General features: G+C 64.1%; 23 protein-coding genes. 4 read left to right on the forward strand and 19 right to left on the reverse strand.

The annotated features are described in order from the left end of the window. Positions 1–174: 174 nt before the first annotated feature. The 5 genes from ACYVE7_RS06675 to ACYVE7_RS06695 form a co-directional block, all read right to left on the reverse strand. Positions 175–1,137 (reverse strand): hypothetical protein, encoded by a 963-nt coding sequence (locus tag ACYVE7_RS06675; protein ID WP_460363669.1) that lies wholly within the window; start codon positions 1,135–1,137, stop codon positions 175–177. Next, positions 1,134–2,393 (reverse strand): hypothetical protein, encoded by a 1,260-nt coding sequence (locus tag ACYVE7_RS06680; protein ID WP_460363670.1) that lies wholly within the window; start codon positions 2,391–2,393, stop codon positions 1,134–1,136. The genes ACYVE7_RS06675 and ACYVE7_RS06680 overlap by 4 nt, the downstream gene beginning before the upstream one ends. Before the next feature lie 79 nt (positions 2,394–2,472). Next, positions 2,473–3,186: a hypothetical protein gene (locus tag ACYVE7_RS06685; protein ID WP_460363671.1), complete on the reverse strand. Its 714-nt coding sequence runs from the start codon at positions 3,184–3,186 to the stop codon at positions 2,473–2,475. Positions 3,187–3,392: 206 nt separating this feature from the next. After that, positions 3,393–4,913 (reverse strand): M28 family metallopeptidase, encoded by a 1,521-nt coding sequence (locus ACYVE7_RS06690; RefSeq protein WP_460363672.1) that lies wholly within the window; start codon positions 4,911–4,913, stop codon positions 3,393–3,395. A gap of 124 nt (positions 4,914–5,037) precedes the next feature. After that, positions 5,038–5,739 carry a choice-of-anchor P family protein gene (locus tag ACYVE7_RS06695; protein ID WP_460363673.1) on the reverse strand — a complete coding sequence of 234 codons (702 nt, stop codon included), beginning with the start codon at positions 5,737–5,739 and terminating at the stop codon, positions 5,038–5,040. A 253-nt stretch (positions 5,740–5,992) separates the two neighbouring features. Here ACYVE7_RS06695 and ACYVE7_RS06700 point away from each other — a divergent pair, with 253 nt between their 5' ends. Both ACYVE7_RS06700 and ACYVE7_RS06705 read left to right on the forward strand, forming a co-directional pair. Continuing rightward, on the forward strand, positions 5,993–6,511 hold the full coding sequence (locus tag ACYVE7_RS06700) for a DUF6232 family protein (RefSeq protein WP_460363674.1): 519 nt from the start codon (positions 5,993–5,995) through the stop codon (positions 6,509–6,511). Next, positions 6,504–7,217: a CHAT domain-containing protein gene (locus ACYVE7_RS06705; RefSeq protein WP_460363675.1), complete on the forward strand. Its 714-nt coding sequence runs from the start codon at positions 6,504–6,506 to the stop codon at positions 7,215–7,217. Before ACYVE7_RS06700 ends, ACYVE7_RS06705 begins: the two co-directional genes overlap by 8 nt. Before the next feature lie 284 nt (positions 7,218–7,501). On the opposite strand, the gene ACYVE7_RS06710 is transcribed toward ACYVE7_RS06705, so the two are convergent. Next, a complete protein-coding gene (locus tag ACYVE7_RS06710) occupies positions 7,502–8,020 on the reverse strand; it encodes a hypothetical protein (protein WP_460363676.1) in 519 nt (172 codons plus the stop codon). A gap of 70 nt (positions 8,021–8,090) precedes the next feature. On the opposite strand from ACYVE7_RS06710, the gene ACYVE7_RS06715 reads away from it, so the two are divergent. Both ACYVE7_RS06715 and ACYVE7_RS06720 read left to right on the forward strand, forming a co-directional pair. Continuing rightward, positions 8,091–8,225, forward strand: a complete 135-nt coding sequence (locus tag ACYVE7_RS06715; protein ID WP_460363677.1) for a hypothetical protein — start codon at positions 8,091–8,093, stop codon at positions 8,223–8,225. An 852-nt stretch (positions 8,226–9,077) separates the two neighbouring features. Further along, a complete protein-coding gene (locus ACYVE7_RS06720) occupies positions 9,078–9,692 on the forward strand; it encodes a DUF2637 domain-containing protein (RefSeq protein ID WP_460363678.1) in 615 nt (204 codons plus the stop codon). Between the two features lie 993 nt (positions 9,693–10,685). On the opposite strand, the gene ACYVE7_RS06725 is transcribed toward ACYVE7_RS06720, so the two are convergent. From ACYVE7_RS06725 to ACYVE7_RS06785, 13 genes are all read right to left on the reverse strand, one after another. Beyond that, complete coding sequence (locus ACYVE7_RS06725; protein WP_460363696.1) at positions 10,686–12,782, reverse strand: prolyl oligopeptidase family serine peptidase; 2,097 nt, start codon at positions 12,780–12,782, stop codon at positions 10,686–10,688. A 5-nt stretch (positions 12,783–12,787) separates the two neighbouring features. After that, the gene (locus ACYVE7_RS06730) at positions 12,788–13,093 is read right to left on the reverse strand and encodes a hypothetical protein (protein WP_460363679.1); all 306 of its coding nucleotides are present in this window, start codon (positions 13,091–13,093) and stop codon (positions 12,788–12,790) included. Positions 13,094–13,701: 608 nt separating this feature from the next. Next, positions 13,702–14,292: a flavoprotein gene (locus ACYVE7_RS06735; protein ID WP_460363680.1), complete on the reverse strand. Its 591-nt coding sequence runs from the start codon at positions 14,290–14,292 to the stop codon at positions 13,702–13,704. After that, positions 14,289–15,266 carry an LLM class flavin-dependent oxidoreductase gene (locus ACYVE7_RS06740; protein ID WP_460363681.1) on the reverse strand — a complete coding sequence of 326 codons (978 nt, stop codon included), beginning with the start codon at positions 15,264–15,266 and terminating at the stop codon, positions 14,289–14,291. The genes ACYVE7_RS06735 and ACYVE7_RS06740 overlap by 4 nt, the downstream gene beginning before the upstream one ends. Before the next feature lie 69 nt (positions 15,267–15,335). After that, positions 15,336–15,485: a hypothetical protein gene (locus ACYVE7_RS06745; RefSeq protein WP_460363682.1), complete on the reverse strand. Its 150-nt coding sequence runs from the start codon at positions 15,483–15,485 to the stop codon at positions 15,336–15,338. 200 nt (positions 15,486–15,685) lie between these two features. After that, entirely contained in the window at positions 15,686–16,603 is a 918-nt protein-coding gene (locus ACYVE7_RS06750; RefSeq protein ID WP_460363683.1) for a T3SS effector HopA1 family protein, read from the reverse strand. After that, positions 16,600–17,673 carry a class V lanthionine synthetase subunit LxmK gene (gene lxmK / locus ACYVE7_RS06755; RefSeq protein WP_460363684.1) on the reverse strand — a complete coding sequence of 358 codons (1,074 nt, stop codon included), beginning with the start codon at positions 17,671–17,673 and terminating at the stop codon, positions 16,600–16,602. The genes ACYVE7_RS06750 and lxmK overlap by 4 nt, the downstream gene beginning before the upstream one ends. A 1-nt stretch (position 17,674) precedes the next feature. Then, positions 17,675–18,238 (reverse strand): hypothetical protein, encoded by a 564-nt coding sequence (locus ACYVE7_RS06760; RefSeq protein ID WP_460363685.1) that lies wholly within the window; start codon positions 18,236–18,238, stop codon positions 17,675–17,677. A 50-nt stretch (positions 18,239–18,288) separates the two neighbouring features. Further along, positions 18,289–18,747, reverse strand: a complete 459-nt coding sequence (locus tag ACYVE7_RS06765; protein WP_460363686.1) for a helix-turn-helix domain-containing protein — start codon at positions 18,745–18,747, stop codon at positions 18,289–18,291. Between the two features lie 34 nt (positions 18,748–18,781). Continuing rightward, a complete protein-coding gene (locus tag ACYVE7_RS06770) occupies positions 18,782–19,405 on the reverse strand; it encodes a response regulator (RefSeq protein ID WP_460363687.1) in 624 nt (207 codons plus the stop codon). Positions 19,406–19,426: 21 nt separating this feature from the next. Continuing rightward, the gene (locus ACYVE7_RS06775; protein ID WP_460363688.1) at positions 19,427–20,626 is read right to left on the reverse strand and encodes a sensor histidine kinase; all 1,200 of its coding nucleotides are present in this window, start codon (positions 20,624–20,626) and stop codon (positions 19,427–19,429) included. Positions 20,627–20,659: 33 nt separating this feature from the next. Then, complete coding sequence (locus ACYVE7_RS06780) at positions 20,660–21,448, reverse strand: ABC transporter permease (protein ID WP_460363689.1); 789 nt, start codon at positions 21,446–21,448, stop codon at positions 20,660–20,662. Beyond that, positions 21,445–22,410: an ABC transporter ATP-binding protein gene (locus ACYVE7_RS06785; RefSeq protein WP_460363690.1), complete on the reverse strand. Its 966-nt coding sequence runs from the start codon at positions 22,408–22,410 to the stop codon at positions 21,445–21,447. The genes ACYVE7_RS06780 and ACYVE7_RS06785 overlap by 4 nt, the downstream gene beginning before the upstream one ends. Positions 22,411–22,738 lie beyond the last annotated feature (328 nt).

Here is a 22,738-nt window from a genome sequence, read left to right on the forward strand (position 1 = left end):
TGGCGCCGGCCGTTGCCGTGGCGCTCGGCGCCGGGGTGGGGCCGGGCTGTGCTGTGGCGGGCCCGGCGGCCGACAGGGCGAGAGCCGCTGCGGCCACCGGGAACGTCGCGCTCAGGAGACCTTTGGTCGTCCGCGCTGAGAGCAAGGGTCTTCCTTTCCGGGTCGGACGGCGCGCTAGCGGGGTGCCCTGACGGACTTGACCTTCTTGGTGAGCTGCACGTCGGCCTTGGTGACGGCGGGCGGTGCGGTGCCGCCGACCAGGTCGATGGTGCTGGTGTTGTTGGTGGGCTTGACGTCGGTCTCCGCCGAGTCGACCTCGGCGGTGTTGGTGATGGTCGCGTTCTCCGGCATCGACGACTTGGCCTTGAGCGTGACGACGATCGTGGTGGCGCCGGTGCCCGCGTCGACGTCGCCGATGTCGCAGGTCAGCGTGGGTGCGGTGAACGCGCAGGCGGCGCCGCTGGCCGTGACGTACTCGAGGTTGGGGTCGAGGGTGTCGGTGACGACGACGTTGGTGGCGTCCGACGGCCCGGCGTTGTCGACCTCGAAGGTGATCGTGAAGTTCTCGCCGGCGGTGAGCGGGGTGCCGGGGCCGGTCTTGACGATGCTGACGTCGACCTTGGAGTCGGTGACCTCGAGTTCGGCGCTGGAGCTGTTGTTGCTCGGGTCGGTGTCGTCGGTGTCGGTTGCCGCGGTGCCGACGTTCGGGATGATCGTCCCGGCGGCGACCCCCTGCTTGACCTGCACCACGATCTCGAAGCTGAAGGTCTCGCCGGCGGCCAGCGTCGGCTTGCTGCAGGTGATCACCTGGCCGGCGGCGGTGCAGCCGCCCTTGGAGCTGACATAGCTGAGGTTGGGGTCGAGCGTGTCGGTGACGGTGACGTTCTGCGCGTCGGACGGCCCGGGGTTGGTGATGGTCAGCAGGTAGGTGACCGTCCCGCCCGGGGGAGTGGGCGTGGGGGCCATCCGCTGGCGCGCGTCCGGCCGCACGCCGGGGTGTTGGACCGACATGCTCAGCGCGACCGTGTCGCCTACCGCTGCGTGGGCGATGCCGGGCAGCCCGATGCCCGCGACGGTGCCCGCGAGCAGCGTGGACAGCAGGAGACGGGACGGCTTCGTCCCGAGGTGAAGCTTCATTGATGGCCCCCGATGGTGATGGACGTGACTTCTTTGGTGAGTGACAGGTCGGCTTGGTTCTGCGGGAGCACCTCGACGGGCGCCGTCTCGAACGCCGGCTGGACGCTCCCGTTTCCCGTGGCCCGGCCCGACGCCGTGTTGAAATAGGTCCCCGGCTCCTGGGCGTCGGAGATCCTCGCCTTGAACCCGAGGGCCATCTGGCCGCCGGGCGGCACGGTGACGGGCACCCGCCAGACCAGGGTTCCCGTCGTCCCGTCGGGGTCGTCGGTGGTGACGCCCTGGCTGCTGCCCGCGACGTAGGACAGGCCGTCGGGCAGCGTGTCGGAGATCTCGGTGAGCGCGACGGGGTCGGTGCCGTCGTTGCGCATCCGGACCGTGTACCGCACGTCCTGGCCCGCGGCGGCTTCGGTCGGTTCGACCTCTTTGGTCATCGCGATCGTGCCCACGCCGCCGGGCTGGAAGTACAGCAGGCTGGTGACCTGCACCGACTCTCCGGCCGGTACGGTCAGCCGCCAGGACAGGCCCGCCGCGTTGTCGACCTCTGTCGCGCACGCGCACGTGTCGGGGAAGTCCCCGAGCGCTTTCATCGTGTTCATGACGGTCTGCCGCTGGTCCTCGAGGTAGTGGCTTCCCGTGGTGAGGGGGGTGAACTGGATGACCTGCCCCGACCCGCCCGGCTGTCCCGTGCAGGCGATGGCGGATTCGCCGGTGCCCAGCGGGACCACGGCGCCGTAGCCGCGGTCGACGCCCTGCAGCAGGCAGTCGCCGTACCGGTACAGGACGATGTCGCGGTCGGCCGCGGTGGAGTTCACGACGGTCGTGACGGTCTTGGCGTACTGGTCGCCGTCGACATAGCTGTCGACCTGGTTGACGGACAGGCCGGTGGCGCCCGCGTTGACGACGGTGGTGAGGGTGAACGGGTCGGCGGCGGTCCCGGTGCCGGTGACGGGCGTCTGGCTGACCGGGGTGAAGTCGACCGCGTTGGGGCCGATGATGGTGGCGAGGTTCTGCGGTGTGTAGACGGTGCCGCCGACGCCGAGGACCGTCCCGCAGTTCCAGCGGCCGGACAGCCCGAAGAACTGCCGCACCCCGTTGTAGGTGTACTGGCAGTTCAGCGCGGTGAGGATCTCGATCCGGGTGAGCGGCCCTCCCGCGCTGATCGCGCCCCGCGCGGCGGCGGACCCGGCGCCGGGCAGCCCGAACAGCGCCAGCGCGACCCCGGCCGCCCCGACCTGCCACCTCTTACCCCTGATCACGATCCCCGAGTCTCGACCTTGTGTCGAACAAGATCAATGACCGTCGGGTCAAGGATCGGCCAGGCGGCCGGGCGCCGGGTCAGCGGGTCGCGCGGCGGCGGAACGTCCAGCACAGGGTGGCGGCCAGGGCGGCGGCCCCGCCGGTGGCCAGACCCCCGGCCGGGCTGATCATCGCGACGGGTACGACGGCAGGGCCGCAGGTCGCCGACGCCACGATGATGTCGCCCCCGCCTCCGGTGGCGAACGTGAAGTGGAGCGCGTTGACGGTGAGGCTGCCGTCCGGGTGGGTGATCTGCTCGTTGGCGATCAGGCTGACGCCCGGGATCGCGAAGACGGTGTTCGGGGCGGGGTTCGGCGGCATGACGATCGTCGGGACGCCGAGCGGCCCCGCCAGCGTCGCCGTGACGAGGTTGGTGGTGCCGACGGGCGCCGCCCCGACCTGCGCCACACAGGTCGCCGCCAGCGACGCGGCGTTGAAGCTCGAACCGAGGAACGACATGACCAGGTTGGTCACCTGGACGTTGGCCTGCTCGTTGCCCGAGGCGTCGACGGTGACGGCGGCCGTCACCGGAGCGGTCGTCAGCAGCGGCGCGACGTTGATGGACGCGAGGGCGTCGCTCGGCTGCGCCGAGTTCGCCAGCGGTGTCTTCGCCAGCGTGACGCCGAGCGCGTTGATCGACACCCCGTACGCCTCGAGCGTCTCCGGGCTGGCCGCCGCGGCGGTCTGGAACAGCCCGACGGATGCGGCGGCGAGCAGCGCGGTGGCCGCCACCGCCCTTCCCATGATGATCATCTTTCTCCCTGGTTCCGGGTGACGGCCCTGATTTGTCACAGGCCGATCACTGATCGTAGGGATCGTCGGTCCGGGAGTCCGCGCCCGTCGGTACGTGTTCTCCCAGGACCGCATGGGTGTGGCCGGGGCGTCCCGTTCCCTCGCCTTGACGGAAACGCAGAAGACCCCGGTGGGGGCCGGGGTCTTCAGGAGGTGGAGCCGGGGGGTCAGCTCACGCCGGGCTTGGTGTGGTTGCTGTTGCCGGAGTTGTGGGACTTGCCCGGCGAGTGGATACCGTTGATGGCGCTGGTGTCGAACGCGTAGGTCGCGGCGGCGGTGGCCACGGCGTCGGCGTTCACGTCGAGCGCGGTGAGGTCGATGTTGTTGATGTCGTCGCAGGCCGAGTGGTAGCACGGGTCGTAGGCGGCACCGGCCGTGCCGCCGAACAGCGCGGCCTCTGCGGGGGTCTTGATGCCTTCGGCGCCGGTGAACAGACCGCCGGACGGGATGCCGACGGCGATGAAGGGCCCGTAGTCGGAACGTCCGTCGAAGTCGGTGCCGACGTGGCCGAGCCCGCGACCCTCATAGAAGGACTCGAAGAGGCTCTCGATCTGGGCGGAACCCTCGGGGCCCGCGCCCTCGCCCACGCCGTCCGAGTCGTCCCCGTCGTAGATCTTGTAGGCGGGGTTCGGCGACGCCGTCATGTCGAGGTTCAGGTAGAGGCCGATCTTGGCCTGGTCGGCTTCGCTGAGCGTCCCGACGTAGTGCTCGGAGCCGAGCAGGCCGAGCTCCTCGGCGCTCCACCAGGCGAACCGCACCTTGTTGTTCGGCTTGACCTTGGCCATCTGCAGCGCGACCTCGAGGATCGTGGCGCTGCCCGAGCCGTTGTCGTTGATGCCGGGGCCCTCGCCCACGGAGTCGAGGTGGGCGCCGAGCATCGCGACGTTGTCGTCCCGGCCCTCGGCGGATTCCGCGATGACGTTCTCGGTGGTGCGGTTCTCGCTGACGGTGTCGGTCTTGACGTGCACGACCGCACCGGCGAGACCGGCGAGCTCCTCGCCCGCGGCGAAGCTCGTGCCGACCACCGGGACGGTGAAGTCGGGCGTGCCGAGCGTCCCGGCGATCGGGTCGGTCCTGCCGGGCTGGCCCTCATTGAAGATGATCACCGCGGAGGCGCCGGCGGCCTGGGCGTTGGCCGCCTTGATCGCGAAGCTGCAGGTGCCGCGCTGGAGCAGCGCGATGTTGCCGGCGGTGAAGCCCGCGAAGTCCGCGGTCTCGCAGCCGGACGTCGAGCTGGGCGTCGGCGACGGCGGCAGCACCAGGTCGACGGCCTGGACGGTGCCGGTCACGTCGCCGGAGCCCGAGTAGGTCATCGTGGCGAAGTCGGCGTCGGTGTAGGTGCGCGGGGTCGGCGCGGTCCGCTCCAGCGTGGCTTCGGACAGCTGCTCGAAGTACGGGAACGTGAAGGTCTGCAGCTGGACGTTGTATCCGGCGGCCTCCAGCTTGTTCTTGACGTAGTCACGGGAGGCGTCGTGGCCGGACGTCCCGGCGGCCCGGTTGCCGCCGTTCGCGTCCGCGATGTCCTGGAGCGCCTGCAGATGCTTGGCGACGTTCGCCCCGCTGACGGCCTTGACCAGCTTCTTCACCGAGTTGTTGTTCGGATCGGCTGCCGCGGGCGCCGCGGCGGCCAGGGGCAGGGCGAGCACGGCCGCGGCCGCACCGGCCGTCAGCCGGAATCTGGAACGCATCAAGCGAACCTCCTGGGTAGGCCTTCGCCGGCCGGGCTGCCGGCGCAGGTAGTCCCCCCGGAAACTAGTTGCGCGTTCCCGCTTTGAGAAGATCAACCGCCGCATCGATTCCGTCGCGGGGATGTTAAGACCCGGCGCGCAGCCGCCGCCTGATCAGGAACACCGCCGTGCCGAGCGCGGCCGCGCCGCCCGTGGCGAGCGCGCCGCCCGTGCCGACCATCGCGACGGGCAGGACGGCCGGACCGCAGGTCGCGGACGCGAGGATCACCTCGGTGCCGTCGGGGAAGGTGAAGTGGAGCCCGTTGGTGGTGAGGCTGCCGTTGGGGTTGGTGATCTGCTCGTTGGCGATGACCTGCACGACGCCCGGAATGCCGAACACGCTGTTGGGCGCGGGATTGGCCCCGATCACGACCGGGGGGAGGAGCGTCGCGGCGACGGTCTGGACGAACGCGATCGGCGCGCTGCCGGGCAGGGCCAGGCAGTTCGTCTGGATCGACGTGGCGCTGAAGACGGCCCCGGGGAACGTCATGGCGGCGGCCGTCACCTGGGCGCTGGCCTGCTCGGCGCCGGTGGGCCCCGCGACGACGAAGGCGTCGGCCGTCGCGGTGGTCAGCAGCGGGGCCAGGAGGATGGCGGCGCCGCTGTCGCTGGGGTTGCCGACGGTCGCGTGCGGGGTCTTGGGGAGTGTGACGCCCGGGCCGGTGACAGCCGCGCCGTAGGCCTCGAGCGTCGCCGGATCGGCGGCGGCCGCGGTCTGCGAGACCCCGACCGACACGGCTCCGAGCAGCGCTCCCGCCGCCAGTCCCTTGGCCAGCGTGGTGAACATCGGCTTTCCTCTTTCGCTTCTCGTCGTCCCTTGCCGATGATCGAGATTAGGCGGCACTCCTTCGGTGATCTTTTGGCCGTCGGTACGTTTTCTCTCTTCGTTTCATCTCCGTTCGCTTCAGCTCTGTTCGTTTCAGCTCTGTGACGTCATTGCCGCGACCCTTCCTGTATTTCGCCGCCGCAAGTAGGTTGTTGAGCCGATTGATCCGGTTCTGCCGCAATCGTGCGGTCGACTGTACGGAAAGGGTGAAGGCATGGGCTTCGGTAAAGATCACACGGAATCGATCAACATCGGCGAACACACGATGACCATCGGATATCGCGTCTACTCGCTGCGGAACATCGTCCGGATCCAGGCGCTCGACCTCAAGCCGGAGCGGGGGATCGGCAAGCAGGTCGGCAGACTCGCGCTGGTCCTGGTCGTGGCGTTCGCCGGGTTCCAGATCGCGAACTCGACGGGGCAGCCCGCGTTGGCGCTGGTGTCCGTCGTCCTCGGCGGAGGAATCGGATATATCTTGGTAAAACGCCTGATTAAGGCGATCCGGGATACCAGTACCTATGCCATCCTCATCGAGACGAACGGTACGGCGGTGGCCGTTCTCGGCAACAAGAGCGCCCAGGAGATCGAGCGGGTCTACTGGGCGCTGCATAAGGCCCTGGAAGAGGGCAAAGCCGCCCGGATCAACATCAATACCTTCAATATCAAGGGCGACCAGATCAATCAGAGCAACACCGGATCCGGAAACGCCTATGGAAAGCTCATCGATGCGTGACAAATACGACATCCATGGCGACCAGGTCCATCAGGTCAACGAGGGCAGCGGCACCATGATCGGCAAGATCGAGTACCGCACGCCGCCGGACGCCCCGAAGCGGGAGCGGCTCCGCGTCCTGCTGCTGGGCTCCTCCGCGGACAGCGAGGACCGCGCCCTGCGCGTCGGCCGCGAGCAGAAACGCATCCGCGCCGCCGTCGAGTCCGCCCTGCACCGCGACGCCGTCGAGCTCGACGTCCGTCCCGCCGCGACCGCCGCCGACCTCCTCGACGGCATCGCCCGGTTCCGCCCCCACGTCGTGCACTTCTCCGGCCACGGCGATCACGCACTGATCGAGTTCGAGGACGACCTCGACGGCCACCACGAAGGGGTCATCGTGACGTCGGCCGCCTTCGCCGCCGCCCTCAAGGGCACCGACACCCCGCCGCTGCTCGTCCTGCTCAACTCCTGCAACTCGGCGTCGCAGCTCCACCGCCTGGTCGGCGCCGTCGCCCCGTTCGCCATCGGCATGTCGGCGGAGATCGACGACACCGACGCCATCACCTACGCCGCCCAGTTCTACGCCGCCGTCGCCAACGGCCAGTCCATCGCCTCCGCCCACCTCTCCGCCCAAGCCGCCCTCCGCCTGGCGGGCCTCCCCGGCGCCGACCTCCCCACCCTCGCCCACACCACCGACCCCGCCCAAACCTTCCTCCTCCCCCACTGAACCCCTCGCACGGGGAGGGCTGCCGGGCCCGAGCGGCGCCGTCACCGGGTGGGGGCCTTCAGGGTCACATCAGGCCGGTCCCGCCGTCGGACCCCGTCGTGCTCACCGACGACAACGGACGGTTCCGCAGAGGCTCAGCGGAGCCGGACCACACCAGCCCGCCGACAACGGCGCCCACCAGCCAGACCGTCGTACGACGCTTCAAACAGAGCCCTCCTCGAGCATCGCCGAGACGCCCCGGCAGCACGGACGGAGCCGTCGAATCGGGACATCATCACCTCGGTTCAGCCGTGGGGTGGTGGAGTCTGGTCAGAAGGCGAGGGGGCCAGGGCGGTGAGGGTGGAGGTGAGGAGGGTGACGGCGGCGGTGGCTCGCCAGGGGGTGGGGGCGCGTCTGTCGAGGGTGAGGGCCATGGCGGCGAAGGCGAAGACCGCTGCGGCCGGTCCGGTGGCGGGGATGAGTGTTTCGACGGGTATGCGGAGGAGCAGATCGAAGGCCAGCACCAGAGTGACGACGACGGCCGGCAGGACGATCTCGCCCATGGGTGTGATGCCGGCGCGCTGGAACAGGAAGCCGGCGAGGAACGGGAACGCCGTCGCGCCGCACGGGATCGCGAAGATCAAAGACGGCCAGCCGGTGAAGTCCATGTCGTCGCCCGGCGCCGTGTAGGTTCCTCCGGTCTCCACGCCGTAGCCGATCGCGTAGACCAGAGCGGCGAACACTCCGGCCGCGAGTGCGGCGCCGCCACCGCACAGCCCCGCCAGCAGAGTCCGGCCCGTCACACCGTTCCAAGCGATCCCCATCGCCGGATCATTCCATGCCATATCCCTCTTGCGCCTTAGCTGAGGGGCGATGATCGTATGGAACGGTGCCTTGACCGTCCTCATCGGACGGCGGGGCCTGCTGCGCGAGTGGCACGGGCCGCCCCCCGAGATCGTCCGGCGGCCCCGACGGTTCTGGACGGTCCTGGCCGCGACGTTCACGGCGCTGGCCGTGAGTGGCTGGTGAGAAACCAGAAAACCGCCGAAACCTGGGGTTCGGCGGTTCTGAGATCTGGTGGCGCTCCCAGCACGACCCCATAAGAACCTAACGGTCCTCCTCGAAGGCCCCGAGTTCGCGGCCCTCCCGGCCCACTCCAAGCTCCGCCGCGACGGATACCGCAAGTCCGGCTCCTCCGAGCCGCACCCATGACCCCACACCGACCACTGCATCCACTGGACCACCGTCATGGCGGTCGACAGCGACCCTGATCCCCCGGGCGGCCGACGGCATGATTGTCGCCGCCTCCATCTCACCCCTAGCCGACTCCCGAGCCGGCTGCTCAGGCGCCTGGCTCTCTTGCACGCTTCACGACCGGAGGCCTCGCCTCGCTGGCTGCCAACGTCGCCGTCGCCGTCGCCAACCCTGCCCGGCCGTACTTCGCATTGAGCCCGAGACCGCCTGTAGCAAGATTGGGGAATGGGTACTCGAACACCGTACCGACGCCGGCCAGCCGGCCATCGTCCAACAGATCGCAAAAGCCTTCGACTGAGGCAGGCCCCTGCTGGGGCGCCTCGTTCGCCACGAAGGTTTCGCCGGTCCCGCCAAGAACCCCTCGGCCCAGCCCGACGGCCAAAGCACGGGTTCGAATCCCTAACGGCCGACCCCGACCAAGGGAACCGCTTCGGCAGGTGCTGATGGCCAGGTCAGGGCGTTGGCGGCGCTCGGGGAGCGGCAGGTGGTGGTCGAGGTCAAGCGGGAGATGCCTCGGTTGCGTGCTGACAGTGGGACCCGTGGTCGGGGTCGTTCGGAGCGGCTGGCCGGTGGGCTGTGATGGAGTTGTCAGGGGACCGGGTGGTTCGGGCGACGACGATCGGTGCTGTGGCGGGGATCGCGGCGGTCGTCTCCTATAGACACATGCACGAGCTGGCGGTGGTGCGTGGGGAGTCGCGGTGGACGGCTGCGCTGATCCCGCTGTCGGTGGACGGGATGATCGTAGTGGCGTCCATGTCGATTTTGGTGGAGAGCCGTGCGGGCAGGCGGGGTGGATGGTTGCCGTGGGTGTTGCTCGGGCTCGGCAGCTTGGCGTCGCTCGCGGCGAACGTCGCTGTCGCGGAACCGACGACGATCGGGCGGGTCATTGCGGCTTGGCCGTCGTTGGCGCTCTTGGGCGCCTACGAGTTGCTGATGGGCCAGCTCCGGGGAACCGGGCCTGCCGCTACGGCTCTTGCCGCCGCGGATCCCGCCGCGCGATTGGAGGGTGGCCGGGATACAGGGCGGAGGTCTTTGCAGAGTGCGGCGTGGGCGTGGGCGCTGTCGAACCGGGCTCCGGATGGGAGTTTCCCCGATGCTGACGCGATCGCGGTGGCCAACGATCGGTCATTGCGCTGGGGAAGGCAGGTCCGCCAGTACGGTCTCGCGGGTGTCTTCGGAGCGCGCGACGCGCAGGTCGGCTCCCGGATCACGTCAGATCGTCTGGACAAGGAACAGATCTGACGTGATCCGATAGAGACCTTCCCGGATGCGGGTCGTGTTCATTTGCGGCTTATTCCTGCCAGAGGTCGCACCGGCGTCGGCCTGGTCCCTGGATCGACTCACGGCTAATTTGTCGACATGGACGAAGAGACCACTTCAGACGCCGTCACCCCGGTATTGACCGGAGGATCGGCGTCACGAGCAGCCGCAGCGGACGTCACCGCCACGCTGGTGTTCGCATGGACTGTGGCATGCATCATGGGCGGATGGAAGTGGCTGCGCTACCGTGCCATTCACCTCGACCTCGCCCGCCGACGCCATCTACCCACTCGCCTTACCGCCTTCTTGGAAGATCAGCACGGGCGAGGCTCTCCGCCAAACGGAGAAGTACCTGGGAGATACGCCACCTCATCCTCCAACACCACCTCGCCGATAGCGCCTACCCTCACCACCTGCGTGCCCAGGCTGATCGAGGCGACCCGGCCGCCACCCAACAGCTGGTGGAGTTGCTGGCTAGGGAAGGCCGCATAGACGAAGCGATCACCCTCCTACGCCACCGAGTGAATCAAGGACATCTGAACGCCAATCGGCGTTGGCGGAGCTGCTCTCTCGCTCGGGCGGGTAGTAGGTAACCAAAGGCAGCCGAGTTCGCTGCACTACCCGCGAACACCTGGGGATCCTGTGAGGCATGGGCATGTACTACGAAGGGGTAACGGCCACTGCCAGCACATGGCCGCTCGATCTGCCAGCCCCTGATCTACCGAATGGCCATCGGCTAGTCATCAAACCTTGCCAGCCGCAAGAATCCGTACACGGTTTCGGATCCCGAACGAAATTGGCTCCACTCGGCTGCATGACGAAGATCGGCGCAATGTGGCAAGGGCCGAGGCCGCGTTGAAAAAACTGCGGATACCCGTGGTGGATAGATGTGCGCTGCCACCATTTGTAGTTCCTAGGCGCGCCGCTCCCGTCGCCGCTGCAAGGTTTGTACGCACTAATTGAGTGATCTAACCTCTAATTGGTTAGCCCGGCGTGAAACGCTGCGAAGGACAGCTGGTCTGCCAACAAGTTGGTAACTTTGCTCATGGAGCGTGAACCGTGTCCAGTGCCCGCGTCACGGCGCAAGTACACTGGTCGCTGCCGTCCGCGGCCGGAATTCTGGGTGGCATGCTGGAGGATTGCACACATCTTGCGGGAGTGCATGGGGTCCACGACAGAGTCAGCCTCCGAGGCGGTAAAAAGGACTGCCGGGTACTTGACGTTCTCGGTAACGTTATGATAAGGAGAATATCCAATAAGCCACTCTAGTTCCTCCTTCAGTGAGGCTGACCCGTACTCCCTGGTCCAAAGGGATCCGAGTCCGAACTGTTCATAGCGAATCATGTCTGTCAATGGATTGGAACAGATCGCCGCTCGAAACAGTTCTGGACGTTGTACCACGGCCGCGCTGACTAGCATACCTCCGTTAGATTCTCCGTCGACGACCAATCTTTCGGCCGTCGTCCAACCATCAGCAATGAGTGTTTCGGCAACAGAGTGCAGGTCTTCGATCGACTTTTGCTTGGCTGAGCGGATTCCATCTTGGTGCCATTTGGCACCCTTTTCTCCACCGCCTCTCACGTGCGCGATCGCAAATGCACCGCCAGCTTCGACCCAAGCGATGATTTCCGGTGAATAGAGGGGGACGGACGAGAGTCCGAATCCCCCATAACAGTTCAAGAGCAGTGCTCGGGGAATCACGGGCCCGGAAGGGGCCACGAGCGTCACCTCTACCGTGGTGCCGTCCCGCGAGGTCGAGGAGAGCGGATGGACAGCGATGCGCTGAGCGGCGTAGCTCGGTGTGGTGCCCGGCGGTGCCGCCCACAACGTGGTTCTGCCGGTTGTGACATCCCAGCGGTACACCGTGACGGGTGTGACGAAGTCGGTATAGGTGAACCAGACTGATTGTCCGGCGGATCGGATCTCTCCCACGGTCCCTCTGCTTGGAGTCGGGATGGTCCCGATCTCTTCGCCAGTACTGAGATCATGAATGCTAATTTCACTGATGCCACCACGAGACCATCCTGCGATGATGACTGGGAGATCCGTTGCAGATGCGTCAACGACTGCGATGTGATCCAGGGTCGCCTCCGTATCTTCAGGAATCAACTCCGACCAGCTAGCAGCCTCGAGAGCGTCGGCGAACAACAGCCGTCGACGAGGTGCCCCGGCGTCGGTGAGTAGGTACAGCTTTCCCGAGTGGTTGGGAATCACTTGGGTCTTACCTTCCCGCCCCTGCTGAACAGCGAGGAACCGGGGATTCTCTGGGTCGCTCTGGCCAAGATCCGCGGCCCAGAGGTCGTTCCAGCGTCCCTGCCCATAGACCGCAGTGACCGTGAGCATGTTTCCGCTCAAATCTGCGGTGTATCGTGCGTCGTCGCCAATATCACTAGATCCGCTGAATACGACAATGTCTTCACGGTCATAGTCTGTGCCGATGCGATGAAGGAACACGCGCTGGTGAAGCTGGCGATCACCACTTGAGGAGTCTCCAAGAGGTGCACCCCGGACATGGTAAAAGGCGTCTCCATTGGGTAGCCATGCCACCGCGGATCCGTTGCACCGGTGAGTGGGACCATCCAGCACTTTGCCTGACTCGAGATCGATCACGTAGAGGACGTTCCTGCGGCCGTTCGCTTCGGAACAACGGAAGGCCAGCCTTCGTCCGGTCGGATCGGGATACCAGGAATCAAGTGTGGTCCGGCCGGTAGGGTCCAATTCCATGGGATCAAGGATCTTTCGCTCCGATCCGTCCGGCTCCTTCACATACAGAACAGGATGTTCGTCGCCGGCGCATCTTCGCATGAAGAAGTACCGGTCGCCGCACCAGACGGGTGGTCCGGTTACGCCGATGGCGACAAGGTTCTCGATCATTGACTTCCAGTGTGCTCGGTCTGGGAGGGCATCGAGGTGCCTTCGGGTGATCTCATCCTGGCGACTGCACCACTCTTGCGTCTCCTCGCTGAGGGGGTCCTCGAGCCAGCGGTAGGGATCGCGTATTGCGCGTCCGTGAATGATCTCGGAACGAGTCTCACGGCGGGCTGTAGGATATTTGCTCACATCACTAGGCATCAAGATCACCACGCCTTCGTCGTTCTCTGGTCGATAATTGCCCGCAGCAGTGAGGTGTAGCGCCTGATGGTCGCTTCGTCGAAGCGCACGAAGATCGAATAATCGTGAAGGTGGATCAACATGCGGATTATCGCGGCTTGATCGATGTGATCGTTATTGACGATGCTGTATCCCTCCAGAAAGGAGGAGACCAGGGCCGTGAACAGCTTCGAATCTATGAGCTTCGGGCTCAGAGTGTGGAGCTCTCGGAGCTCCGCGATGACCCATCCGACATCGAACTGCCAGGCTCCAAGCGCCCAGTCATCGCTCATGAGCAAGCTGCTGGAGCCAATATCGATGTGGGAGGGGATGAGCAGCCCAAGGCTAGGCGCGCCGTGGATCGGGACGGCGGACACTGGATGCGAGAGCTCTCCGATCCACGTTAGGACATCGGTCCAGCGCTCTACGCCGAGGGACGTGGCGACTACTCCTAGCAAGCGCTCTCGCGGTTCCGAACAGGGTCCGTTAATCCAGTCGGACAAGCGGACGAGTGGCTTCGGGCTGGATGGCATATTGACGTCATCCGTGGCAGTAAGCCCATGGAGGGATCGCAGGAAGTCCCCGAGCCCACCGAGTAGGGATATAGCCTTACCCGATTCCAAGCCATCGGGGGACGTAATGAGGTCAGCGAGGGATCGTGGTCCAGCAGCCCGGTAGTGCAGCCGATTGCCACATCTTTCGGGGGAGACCGCCCGCACCGTTGGATTCCTCGTAGACAAAATTCCCGGGTCGGGAAAGCTCTGTTCGGCCGGGTTTGTGGTGCTTGTCGTGCGAGTCCAGACGTATTCGCCTTCATCTGACAGTGAGATTATGGTTCGGACGAGACTGCTGCCGTATTCCTCGAGGACGCGTGCTCGTGCGAGATGGGTGCACGCGCCCATCATTGATCTTCACCGTGGATCTTACGGCGCTGACGCTCCAGGAGGTTAAGCAGAGTGGGCAGTGGGACAGACGTGGCGGCCTCTACCTTGCCAGTCGTCACGCTTCGCCCCTCCTCTGATGCCGCCACCACGACATTTGGCCGCTGTCGGAGTTCGGCTAGGTGCTTTTGGAAACCATGGCTTTGTAGACCACCCGGAGGGAGAGATGGCGCGATACCAATGGGCGCGGTCATGCACTGCAGGGCCAGCATGCTTGGTGTATCAGCCATTCCTGTCGCAAACCTGCTCACGAAGTGAAAGGTGGCGGGGTAGACTGCCACCGCGTCGGCCCACTGAATGAGTTCGACGTGAGGTGCATGTACCTGAGGTTCGGTGGGCCAGACGTCCGTGAGTACGGGACGCCCGCCGATTGCCATGACGGCTGTAGGGGTCACGAAGGAGGTGGCTTGGCGGGTGAGGACGACCTTAAAATCCAGATCCGGATGACTTTCCCGAAGCCAACCCACCCAGCCGGGAAGAGAACAGACCCCGATGGCTCCAGTACCTATCACCAATAGTCTGCGGAACCCGAACTCGATTTTCCCAGTCATACTCGCTCCGTCTGGCGCGTTCGGTTCGCGTCGAGAATCTCCTGAAGCGCAGAGAGGGCAGCCGCCGGGCCGCCGACCGCATACATCCCAATCGTACTGATCACTACCTCATCGGCTCCTGCGCGTCGATGGGTATCGACCACACGGAGGATGTCTTCGGGATCTCCGACTGCTGCGGCTTGGTTGAGAATGAGCTGTTCGACTACCCGACGTTCGGATCCCTCCCCCACTACTATGCCCGCGCGACGTAGCATGTCCTGGTAATGGGGAGCCTGAAGGTGGGCGGCGCAGGCCGCCAGGATGACCTGAATGTGGTCAACCTCGGGCCCTCCCAGCGAGACCTGGAGAATGCTGACCGAACGCGGAGCTGGTCTACCCGCACGGTCGGCACCCTTGGCGATCGCAGGAGCGATGACCTCTGTGAGATAGCGAGGAGTCGCCAGCCAGGTGATCGCGACGTCGGCGACCTCGCCGGCCAGTTCGGCCATCCTCGGACGCAGCACGCCAAGACCGACCTCTACAGGCGGCGTCGCAAGAGCGGGCAGCGCGCCGCCCATGGAGAAGTATTCGCCTTCGACCTCGACGACGGCACCGTCGAGGAGACCCCGGACGATCTTGGCGTATTCGTGGACAGCTTGGCGCGGTTTCGCATATCGGCGGCCTTGAAGGGACTCTACGAACGGGTCAGGTCCTGGGCCGAATCCGGCGACGACACTCTGACCGGTGAGGCGCGCCAGGGTGCGGGCCTCCAGGGCTGCCTGGAAGGGGTGGCGAAGCGCCATGAGGGCCACGCTGGTTCCTATAGGTGTCTGTAGGCCACGGCCAGCCGCATAGGCGAACATTGCATGAGATTCCAGCAGCATCGACTGGCCTGACCACAGGCGTGTGGCCGACTTATTTTCCGCCAATTCAATGAAAGGCATCAGCTGATCGCCGGATGCTGGCATGAATGGTATTAGGATGGAAAGTCGCACGCCTTTTCCTTATGTTAATAAACGGATCGGTGCGGCCGGCCCAAGGCCGGCCGCACCGAATTTGAGTGACTAGCAGCCCCACTTGATGCTGGCGATGATGCTCAGCGAGATGACCGTCTGGGCCGAGGGGATCTCGTCGGTCGCCACGTCGTTCGGAAGCTCGTTCGCGGTCGTGTACGAGTCGAACCCAGCCGCGAGGTCACTGGCCTGCATGCGCATGTCTTTCTCCTGACTCTAGTGAACCGGACTGTCGCTACAAGATCGGGATCTTGTGGCGACAGACAGAAACTTATGGGAGAAAGTAGACATCCTCAATATCTCGACCGATGAAAAGTTGACAACCTGTCAACTTTTCATCGGGCTTGCGGGATGGCCTGCAAGTACGGAACCTGGCGCCCCCGTTTCTCGCAGCATTGCCACTACCAGGACGGAGAATCCAGGTTACGTGCGGGGTCGAGGGGGTCGATCATCGATTCGATGAAAGCCCTCCTGACTGCCATTGTTCTGTCGCCTCCTCCGATGGATACCGCGTGCCTGACCAGGCCAGTGGCAAGCGCTTGAGACCTGTGTTCGCCGAGGCTGACGTTGCTACTTCTCGGATCCATGGGTTCCCAAGCGAGTGCGACACCGGTTGTAACCTCGCGGGTGAAAGGCGAGACATCCGGAAGGAAGTCGGGTATGCGAGCGAGTGTGGCGACTAGTCCGGGAACCCACTCCATCGATAGGCTGGAGAGGTAGATCACCAAGGAGTCCCGACGGGGAAGGGACGCGGGGTCAGAGATGACTTTTGCCCGATAGGGAATCTCGTGGTGTTCCAGGTATCGGAGGGCGTGCAACCATGCCTCGATTGCGGCGGTCGCTCCTGCGTGGACATAGATCCTAACGACAGCGCCTTCCGACGGAAGCATCGTGGAGCCGTCGACGAGAAAGAAGCCTGGAGATAGAGCAGGTCTGGCCGCGGAGATCAGTACCTGGTGTGGCGGGCAGAGTCGGTCTTTCATGACTCGGACTCGGACTCCGTCCAGCTCGACCACGGCCGCGCCATCGTTGGCTTCGAGTATCTGCGCGTTCCGTCGGGTCCACTGATGCGGCACGCTCTCGGCGAGGCGCCCCGCGTAGCGCTGCGGATGGTTCGCCGTGCTTGAGATTTCGTGAGGCTGGCCTGCATGAACGACCCTGTAGAGCATCGACGCCAATCGGGCAGTCAGCGTCTTGACAGAATCTCCAGTGACGATGACGCCGTCGAGCGAGGCACTCAGCCCTTCACCATCTACATCGATGCGGGGCAGGATCTCGCTGATCCTCGGTGCCAACACCTCATGTTCGATCAGAGTCACGTCCTCACCAACCCGATGGTCTCGATGCATGGCGCAGGGGTGAGTAGCGCGGTACGTCCGATGCCCGCAGCGGCTCGGGCTAGAGCCCCAAGCCTGGGTGCTTGTCGGGCTCCCGCGAGAAGCCGGTCTAGGAGATGCCAGCCGGCGAAGGCCACCGTTCGTTCCGCGAGGCCGACGTCGGGCTTAGGTCTGGCTGCGTGGTACCCATTCCAGAATGCCCCAACGTATGGACGAACGCCTTCGATCCCTGCGGCGATTCTCTCGATCGTCAGAGCGCGGTCCGGTGCCGGCGTATCGCCGCTGCTGGCAGCGGCGAGGATCGCGCGATGTAGCAGGTCACCCACGATGCCCCCAGTGTCGCGTGCAGGATCGGCTGGTTGGAAGTCCTCCAGGTCGGTGAGGTAAAGCTCACCATTAGCGACAAGAAGCTGGTCCAACCTCAGGTCGCAGTGCGCGGTCACCGAGGAGGCACGGTGCTCGGATTCTAGGAGTCGCTTGATGGCCGCGACCAGTTCGCCGTCGCGTTGCATCAAGCCCCATGCCTGCAACTCTGCGGCCGAAGAGTTCTCGAATAGGCTGATTGGAATTGCCTCGAGAAGCTCCGCTGAGGGGAGTAGTCGCGTACGTTCGTGTGGCTTGTCGGTGCCCTCGACCGGTAGAGTATGCAACGAGCCGATGATTTCGCCGACGGAATGCGCGTGGCGCGTTGTGATTGTCTGATCACGTGCTAGGTCCGCGAGTGAACATGCGCCGTCGATAAACTCATAGACCAGTACATGAGCGTCCAGGTCAGAACCGAGATAGCGCGGCGTGGCGATGACCCCAGCTTGAGCAGTAATGAGTCGGTCGAACGCGAGGCACTGTCTCATCCGAACCGCAGATTGGTCGTCCGGCCCGTCGAGCTGCTTGATGAACACCTGATGTCCGGCATCGGTGACTGCGCGCCAGTTCCTGTTGCGCCCAGGAATCGGGCTAACTGCCTCTGGGTCAGACAGCGATCCGAGATGTAGGCGGGTGAGAAGCGGGCCGACCGCGGGGAAATCCTCTGGGAGTCCCGTGTGCTGCGGCATGTCACCCTTTCGCTTCGTCGATGGCGGCACGGATTGTCCTGACGGCTGTGGAGGTGCTGTCAGCGGTGAAACGGATCTGGGTAGCCGATACAGGAGGTCCCTTCCGGAGCCGGACGACGACCGGGGTGTCGAGATCAAGGACCAGCGCGGTGGTTCCTGCGACGGAACAGGCGATGGTTCCTTCTGCTCCGGGCACGCGCCGCACACCACAGCCGGGGGTCACCGCGGGTGCCGTACTGACCGTGCGGATGGAGTCGAGTGGGATCTGGATCTGTCCGAGAGGACCGGTCCTCAGGTACAGGGTCCCGCCATCGATGAGGTGCGGAGATCTGGCGATCATGGCGGCAACGCCAAGTGAGACGACCAGCAGGATGACCTCGATGCCCAGATGTATCGGCCTAAGCGGCGGAGGAATCATCAAATCTATGACCAGAGCTGAGATCAGATCCGATCCGGTGATCAACCATATGTTTGTCTTGATATCGGAGGAATGGATGAGAGGCGAATGCCCTGGCGAGTTGTCGAGGGGTCGGCGCCGCGCCCAGGCATACAGATCGGTGAGCATGTCAGTGATCCAAGCCACGGAAGTTCGGCGGTCTGCTGGGTGAGCGATGTTCATCCGGTGCGCCTGCGCTTCCCGATCCCGAAACCAAACAGGACACCGAGCATGGCCACGGCGAGCATGCTTGCGAGTGACTGCTGTTCCGGAGGAATACCTGGGACTACGGCGTATCCGTGCTCGGAATAGCTATTCTTTGTTTCTGAATGTGCCTGGCTAGTCACGTAGTCCACACTTTCTGGTGTGGCATCGATCTTCTTTTTGGTGCTCTTCCAAAAGCCTTCCCAATGGGCGGTATCTCCGCCGCAAGCGGTGACGAAAGCGAGCGTAACGTCAAGGGAGGGAAGTGACAGGCCGCGAGCCGCTTCCGACAATGAAGTGCTTGAGTAATTCGCCTGGCCAGCCAGCTTGCGGTAAGAAGGCTTACCAGCATTAATTCGAAGGGATCGCAACTCTTGCGCGAAATATTGCAGTGGTTCCGTCGAAGGGCTGAGTCTGGTTTCCGGTCTCCCCACCGTGTACTCCTTCGGTCTCGTCATCGTGGGTTGGTCAGATCCACCCGCACTCGCGGGCGAGCCGTACGGCGGCGTGTCTATTCTCGACTTCGAGTTTGGTCACGGCCGATGACAGGTAGTTGCGTACGGTCCCGGAGGACAGACCTGCCCGCTCGGCGATTTCAGCAATGCTGGTACCATCCGCCGCCAGTTCCAGTACGTCGGCCTCCCGCGGGGACAGCGGGCTCTCGCCGATACTGATGGCGTCCGCGGCGAGATCGGAAGCGATGTAGCGTTTACCCGCGTGGAGTACCCGGATGATCTCGGCGAGGTTCCGGGCGGAAACTGTTTTGGGGACAAAACCCCGGACGCCTGAACTGAGGGCGCGTTTTAGGTGTCCAGGTCGCCCGTGGCCAGTGAGGATCATGATGCGACATGAGGGCTGCTCTCGATGGAGCAGATCAGCGACCGAGATACCATCCATGCCGGGCATCTGAAAATCGAGGACCGCGACGTCAGGGCGATGCGCGCGGGCCATGGCCAGCGCTTCCGTTCCCGTGGCCGCCTCCGCCACTACTAGTAGATCGTCTTCTAGCGCGAGGAGAGCAGCGAGTGCGCCGCGGATAAGGTGCTCATCATCTGCGAGGAGCACGCGGATCGTTTCTGCTACGTTGGCCATCTCGTCTCCTGTATCTCATCGCTAGTCGGCTGGCACGCAGACAGACAATCTGAAGCGGCCTCCGGGGATGAAGCGAACATCCATCTCGCCGCCGATTGCCGCCAGGCGATCCCGGATGCCGGCCAGTCCGCTGCCCAGTGTGTCATCGGGATTCTGGGGATGAGCTCCGTCGTTCTCCATCGTCAGCCACGCCTTTCCTGACGAGGAGTACAGGTTGATCTCGCAGATGAGGGCTTCGCTGTGCCGGATGACGTTAGTGGTCCCCTCGCGTACGGACCACGCGAAACAAGCTTGCTGTTCTCCGCTCAATGGGATGTCGCCAGTCACTCGGCAGTCGACGCCGGCCGAACGTAGCACCGAGCTCGCTCCAACCAATTCCGTACGGAGATCGGCCGTACGATAGCCACGAACCACCGCACGAACCTCGTCCTGGGATTCCCTTGCAATGCGCTGGACCTCCACCATCTGCGTGATGGCCTCCTCCTGGCGCCGCTGGGCTAGCTCGATGGCCAGCTCGCTTTTTAGCGAGATGACCGAGAGGTTGCGTACCACAACGTCGTGCAGATCCCTGGAGAAGCGCAGCCGCTCACGGGCTACAGCCAGCTCCGCCTCCGCTTCACGGCCATGGTCTAGTTCGCGCACGACTGCTATGGCCCAATTGGAGAACGAGTATGTGAAGCCGAAAACGACCCCGCCCGTAGCCACTACGAGCATCATGCTCAGCACATTCGAAGGTGCTGTTCCCAGCAGCGCTCCGAAGAGGGCCATAGAGGCGTTTCCTAGTGAACTGATGCTGATTACAAATCTTCCGGACCAGGCCACGGCGAGCGGTCCTGTCAGGAAGATTTGAGCTCCTGCCGTAAGGATTTCTGCTGTTTCGGGGGTCAGAAACCCCTTCGCGCGTAGAGCCAAGGGGACTACAGCCACGGCCCAGGTGAGCAGGGTGGCGGTGACGGCATATTTCAGTGCTAGGGGCTCGCGCTGGCGTATCGATCGGAATCCCCTGCGGAGAAGGTCGATACATACGATGGCATGGAGCGATCCGATACAGAAGATTGCGGCAACTAGCCGATATGAATTCTGTTCGCTTTTGCCTGACAGAAGCCAGATTCCCAGCATGACCGGCTCGAGCAATGAAGTTGCATAGAGGGTCTGGCGTGTATGAAGGATGAAGCGATCAGGTTTGCTAAGAAGTTGTTTACCTGGCGCTCGGCCGAACATAGTTGCCTTCCCCTCCCATGAGGAGATTGAGTGCTAATTTCGCGGCTCCCAACGGAACCAGCGAGTTGCTCCCCAAGCGCTGACGATCACCCAGAGCGCAGCCATCGCGAGCTGCTGGTAAATATTAGCGGATCCTACATCTTCCGTGTCAATCCATCCGATACGAACAGTTTCGATCACGGGTGTCAATGGGAGAAAGTGGCAGATCTCGGCGAGGCTCTCAGGCATGGTGCTCAGCGGAACGACGAGTCCGGCGCCGCCGAGTGACAACAAGATGAGTGGAAGAACGGTCAGTTGTGCCATTTCCACAGTTGAAGTCAGTGCTGACGAGCAGGCAGCAAGTGCCGAAACGATGAACATGCCGAAGATGAGAGCGGCTGCGATAATAAAGGGGTTGTCGGGTGGCGGAACGTTTAGCACCGAGATGCCAACGACCGATAGGACTAGGCATTGAAAGGCCGCCACAGCTAGTGCGGGGAGTGCGGTGCCTATAAGGATCTCTCCATCCCGGAGCTCTCCCGAGCGCAATCGCTTGAGGATCATCCCCTCCCGGCGTGCAACGTAAGCGCCGACCAACGTCGAGTAGATAACCACTAGCAGGATGATGCCCAAGGTTCCAGTCAGGACTTGGGCCGCTATAGCGCCGGGCAGGCCTTCTGTTCCTTCGACCGGTTCCGGTTCGATGGAGTTAAGGAAGGCCATCGAAGCGGCGGGCAGGATCAGTGCAGTGCCGAGCGCGGACCTGTTTCGGAACAGCAACAGCATTTCGGTGCGGCCCAAGGCGAGGAGGCGTCGGGTGTCGAGTACAGAAATTTTACTCATGATGTGCCCTGGGTGATAGAAGGTGAGGGGCTGGCGGCCATTCCGAGGAAGACCTCTTCCAGCGATGCGGCCCTTGCATCCAGTCCCTCCAAGTTCAGAGAGCGGTCGCCCGCCCAGGCCAGCAGCTGGAACAGCGTCTCCTGTAGCTGTTGGGTGCGGATCGTGATTCGTCGTCCGGAGCGCTCGGTGGTCTGGTCCTGTCCGAGGCTGGGGAGGGACTCGGGGCTAGCGCCTTCAGGCAGGAGAAAAGTGATTCGGGAAGGGTGGTCGGCAATCACCTCGGCGGGCGTGCCGACAGTGCCGATGAGCCCCTCATGGACGATCGCCAGCCGGTCGGCCAGCTCCTCGGCTTCAGCCAGATAGTGTGTGGTCAGCAGGACGGTGGTTCCGTCCTCTTGTAGTTCCCGGACCAGCCTCCAAGTGTCGCGCCGGCCTTCGGGATCCATCCCGGTCGTTGGCTCGTCGAGGAACAGCACCTCTGGTCGGCCGAGTACCGCAACGGCCAGGTCTAGGCGGCGTGTCTCCCCTCCCGACAATTGCTTCACCTTGACGTCCGCTCGACCTGTCAAACCGACGAGTTCAAGGACTTCCGCAGGAGGTCTTGCAGCAGTGGTGCAGGCAGCCCACATTCGAACGGTCTCAGCGACAGTGAGCTCTCCAGGAAACCCGCCGGCCTGCAGCAGGATGCCGATACGAGGACGCACGGCCGCACGTTCCGTGAACGGATCGAGTCCCAGGATCCTGACGGTGCCTTCAAGTGCAGGAGCCATGCCCTCGAGGAGCTCCATCAGTGAGGTTTTGCCCGCTCCATTCGTACCGAGTAGTGCGAACATCTCTCCCTGCCGTACCTGCAGGCTGACACCACGAACCGCCTCATAGTCCGGCCCGCCACCGGACGTGTACCGCCGTCGCACATCAATTGCTTCGACGGCGAATATTCCGCCGCTCTCAGGAGAGTTCATGACTGTGAGTCTGCCGGCGCAAACTCCAGACCGACAGACTCACGTGTCACTAGATCATTATGACACCTCATCGTGAGCGCATGACAAATGTCATGTGTGGCAGAAGGTGAAGTTGATTCATGCACTCTGGCCTGCCGCGAGGCCGTATCGGCTGCCCGTGTCAACGGCCAGAACCACCGCACCACCAGCACGGCGATCTCGTCGCCACGTTCGATCAAGACGGCAATAACCTAACCGGCAGCGCCGGCTACAGTCCGTTCAGCAAAGCCCTCGGCCAGAGCGGAATTAACCCCAATGCCGGGTAGTTAAGGGTCCTGGGGGATGTCAA

Source organism: Actinocorallia lasiicapitis, from assembly GCF_054778695.1.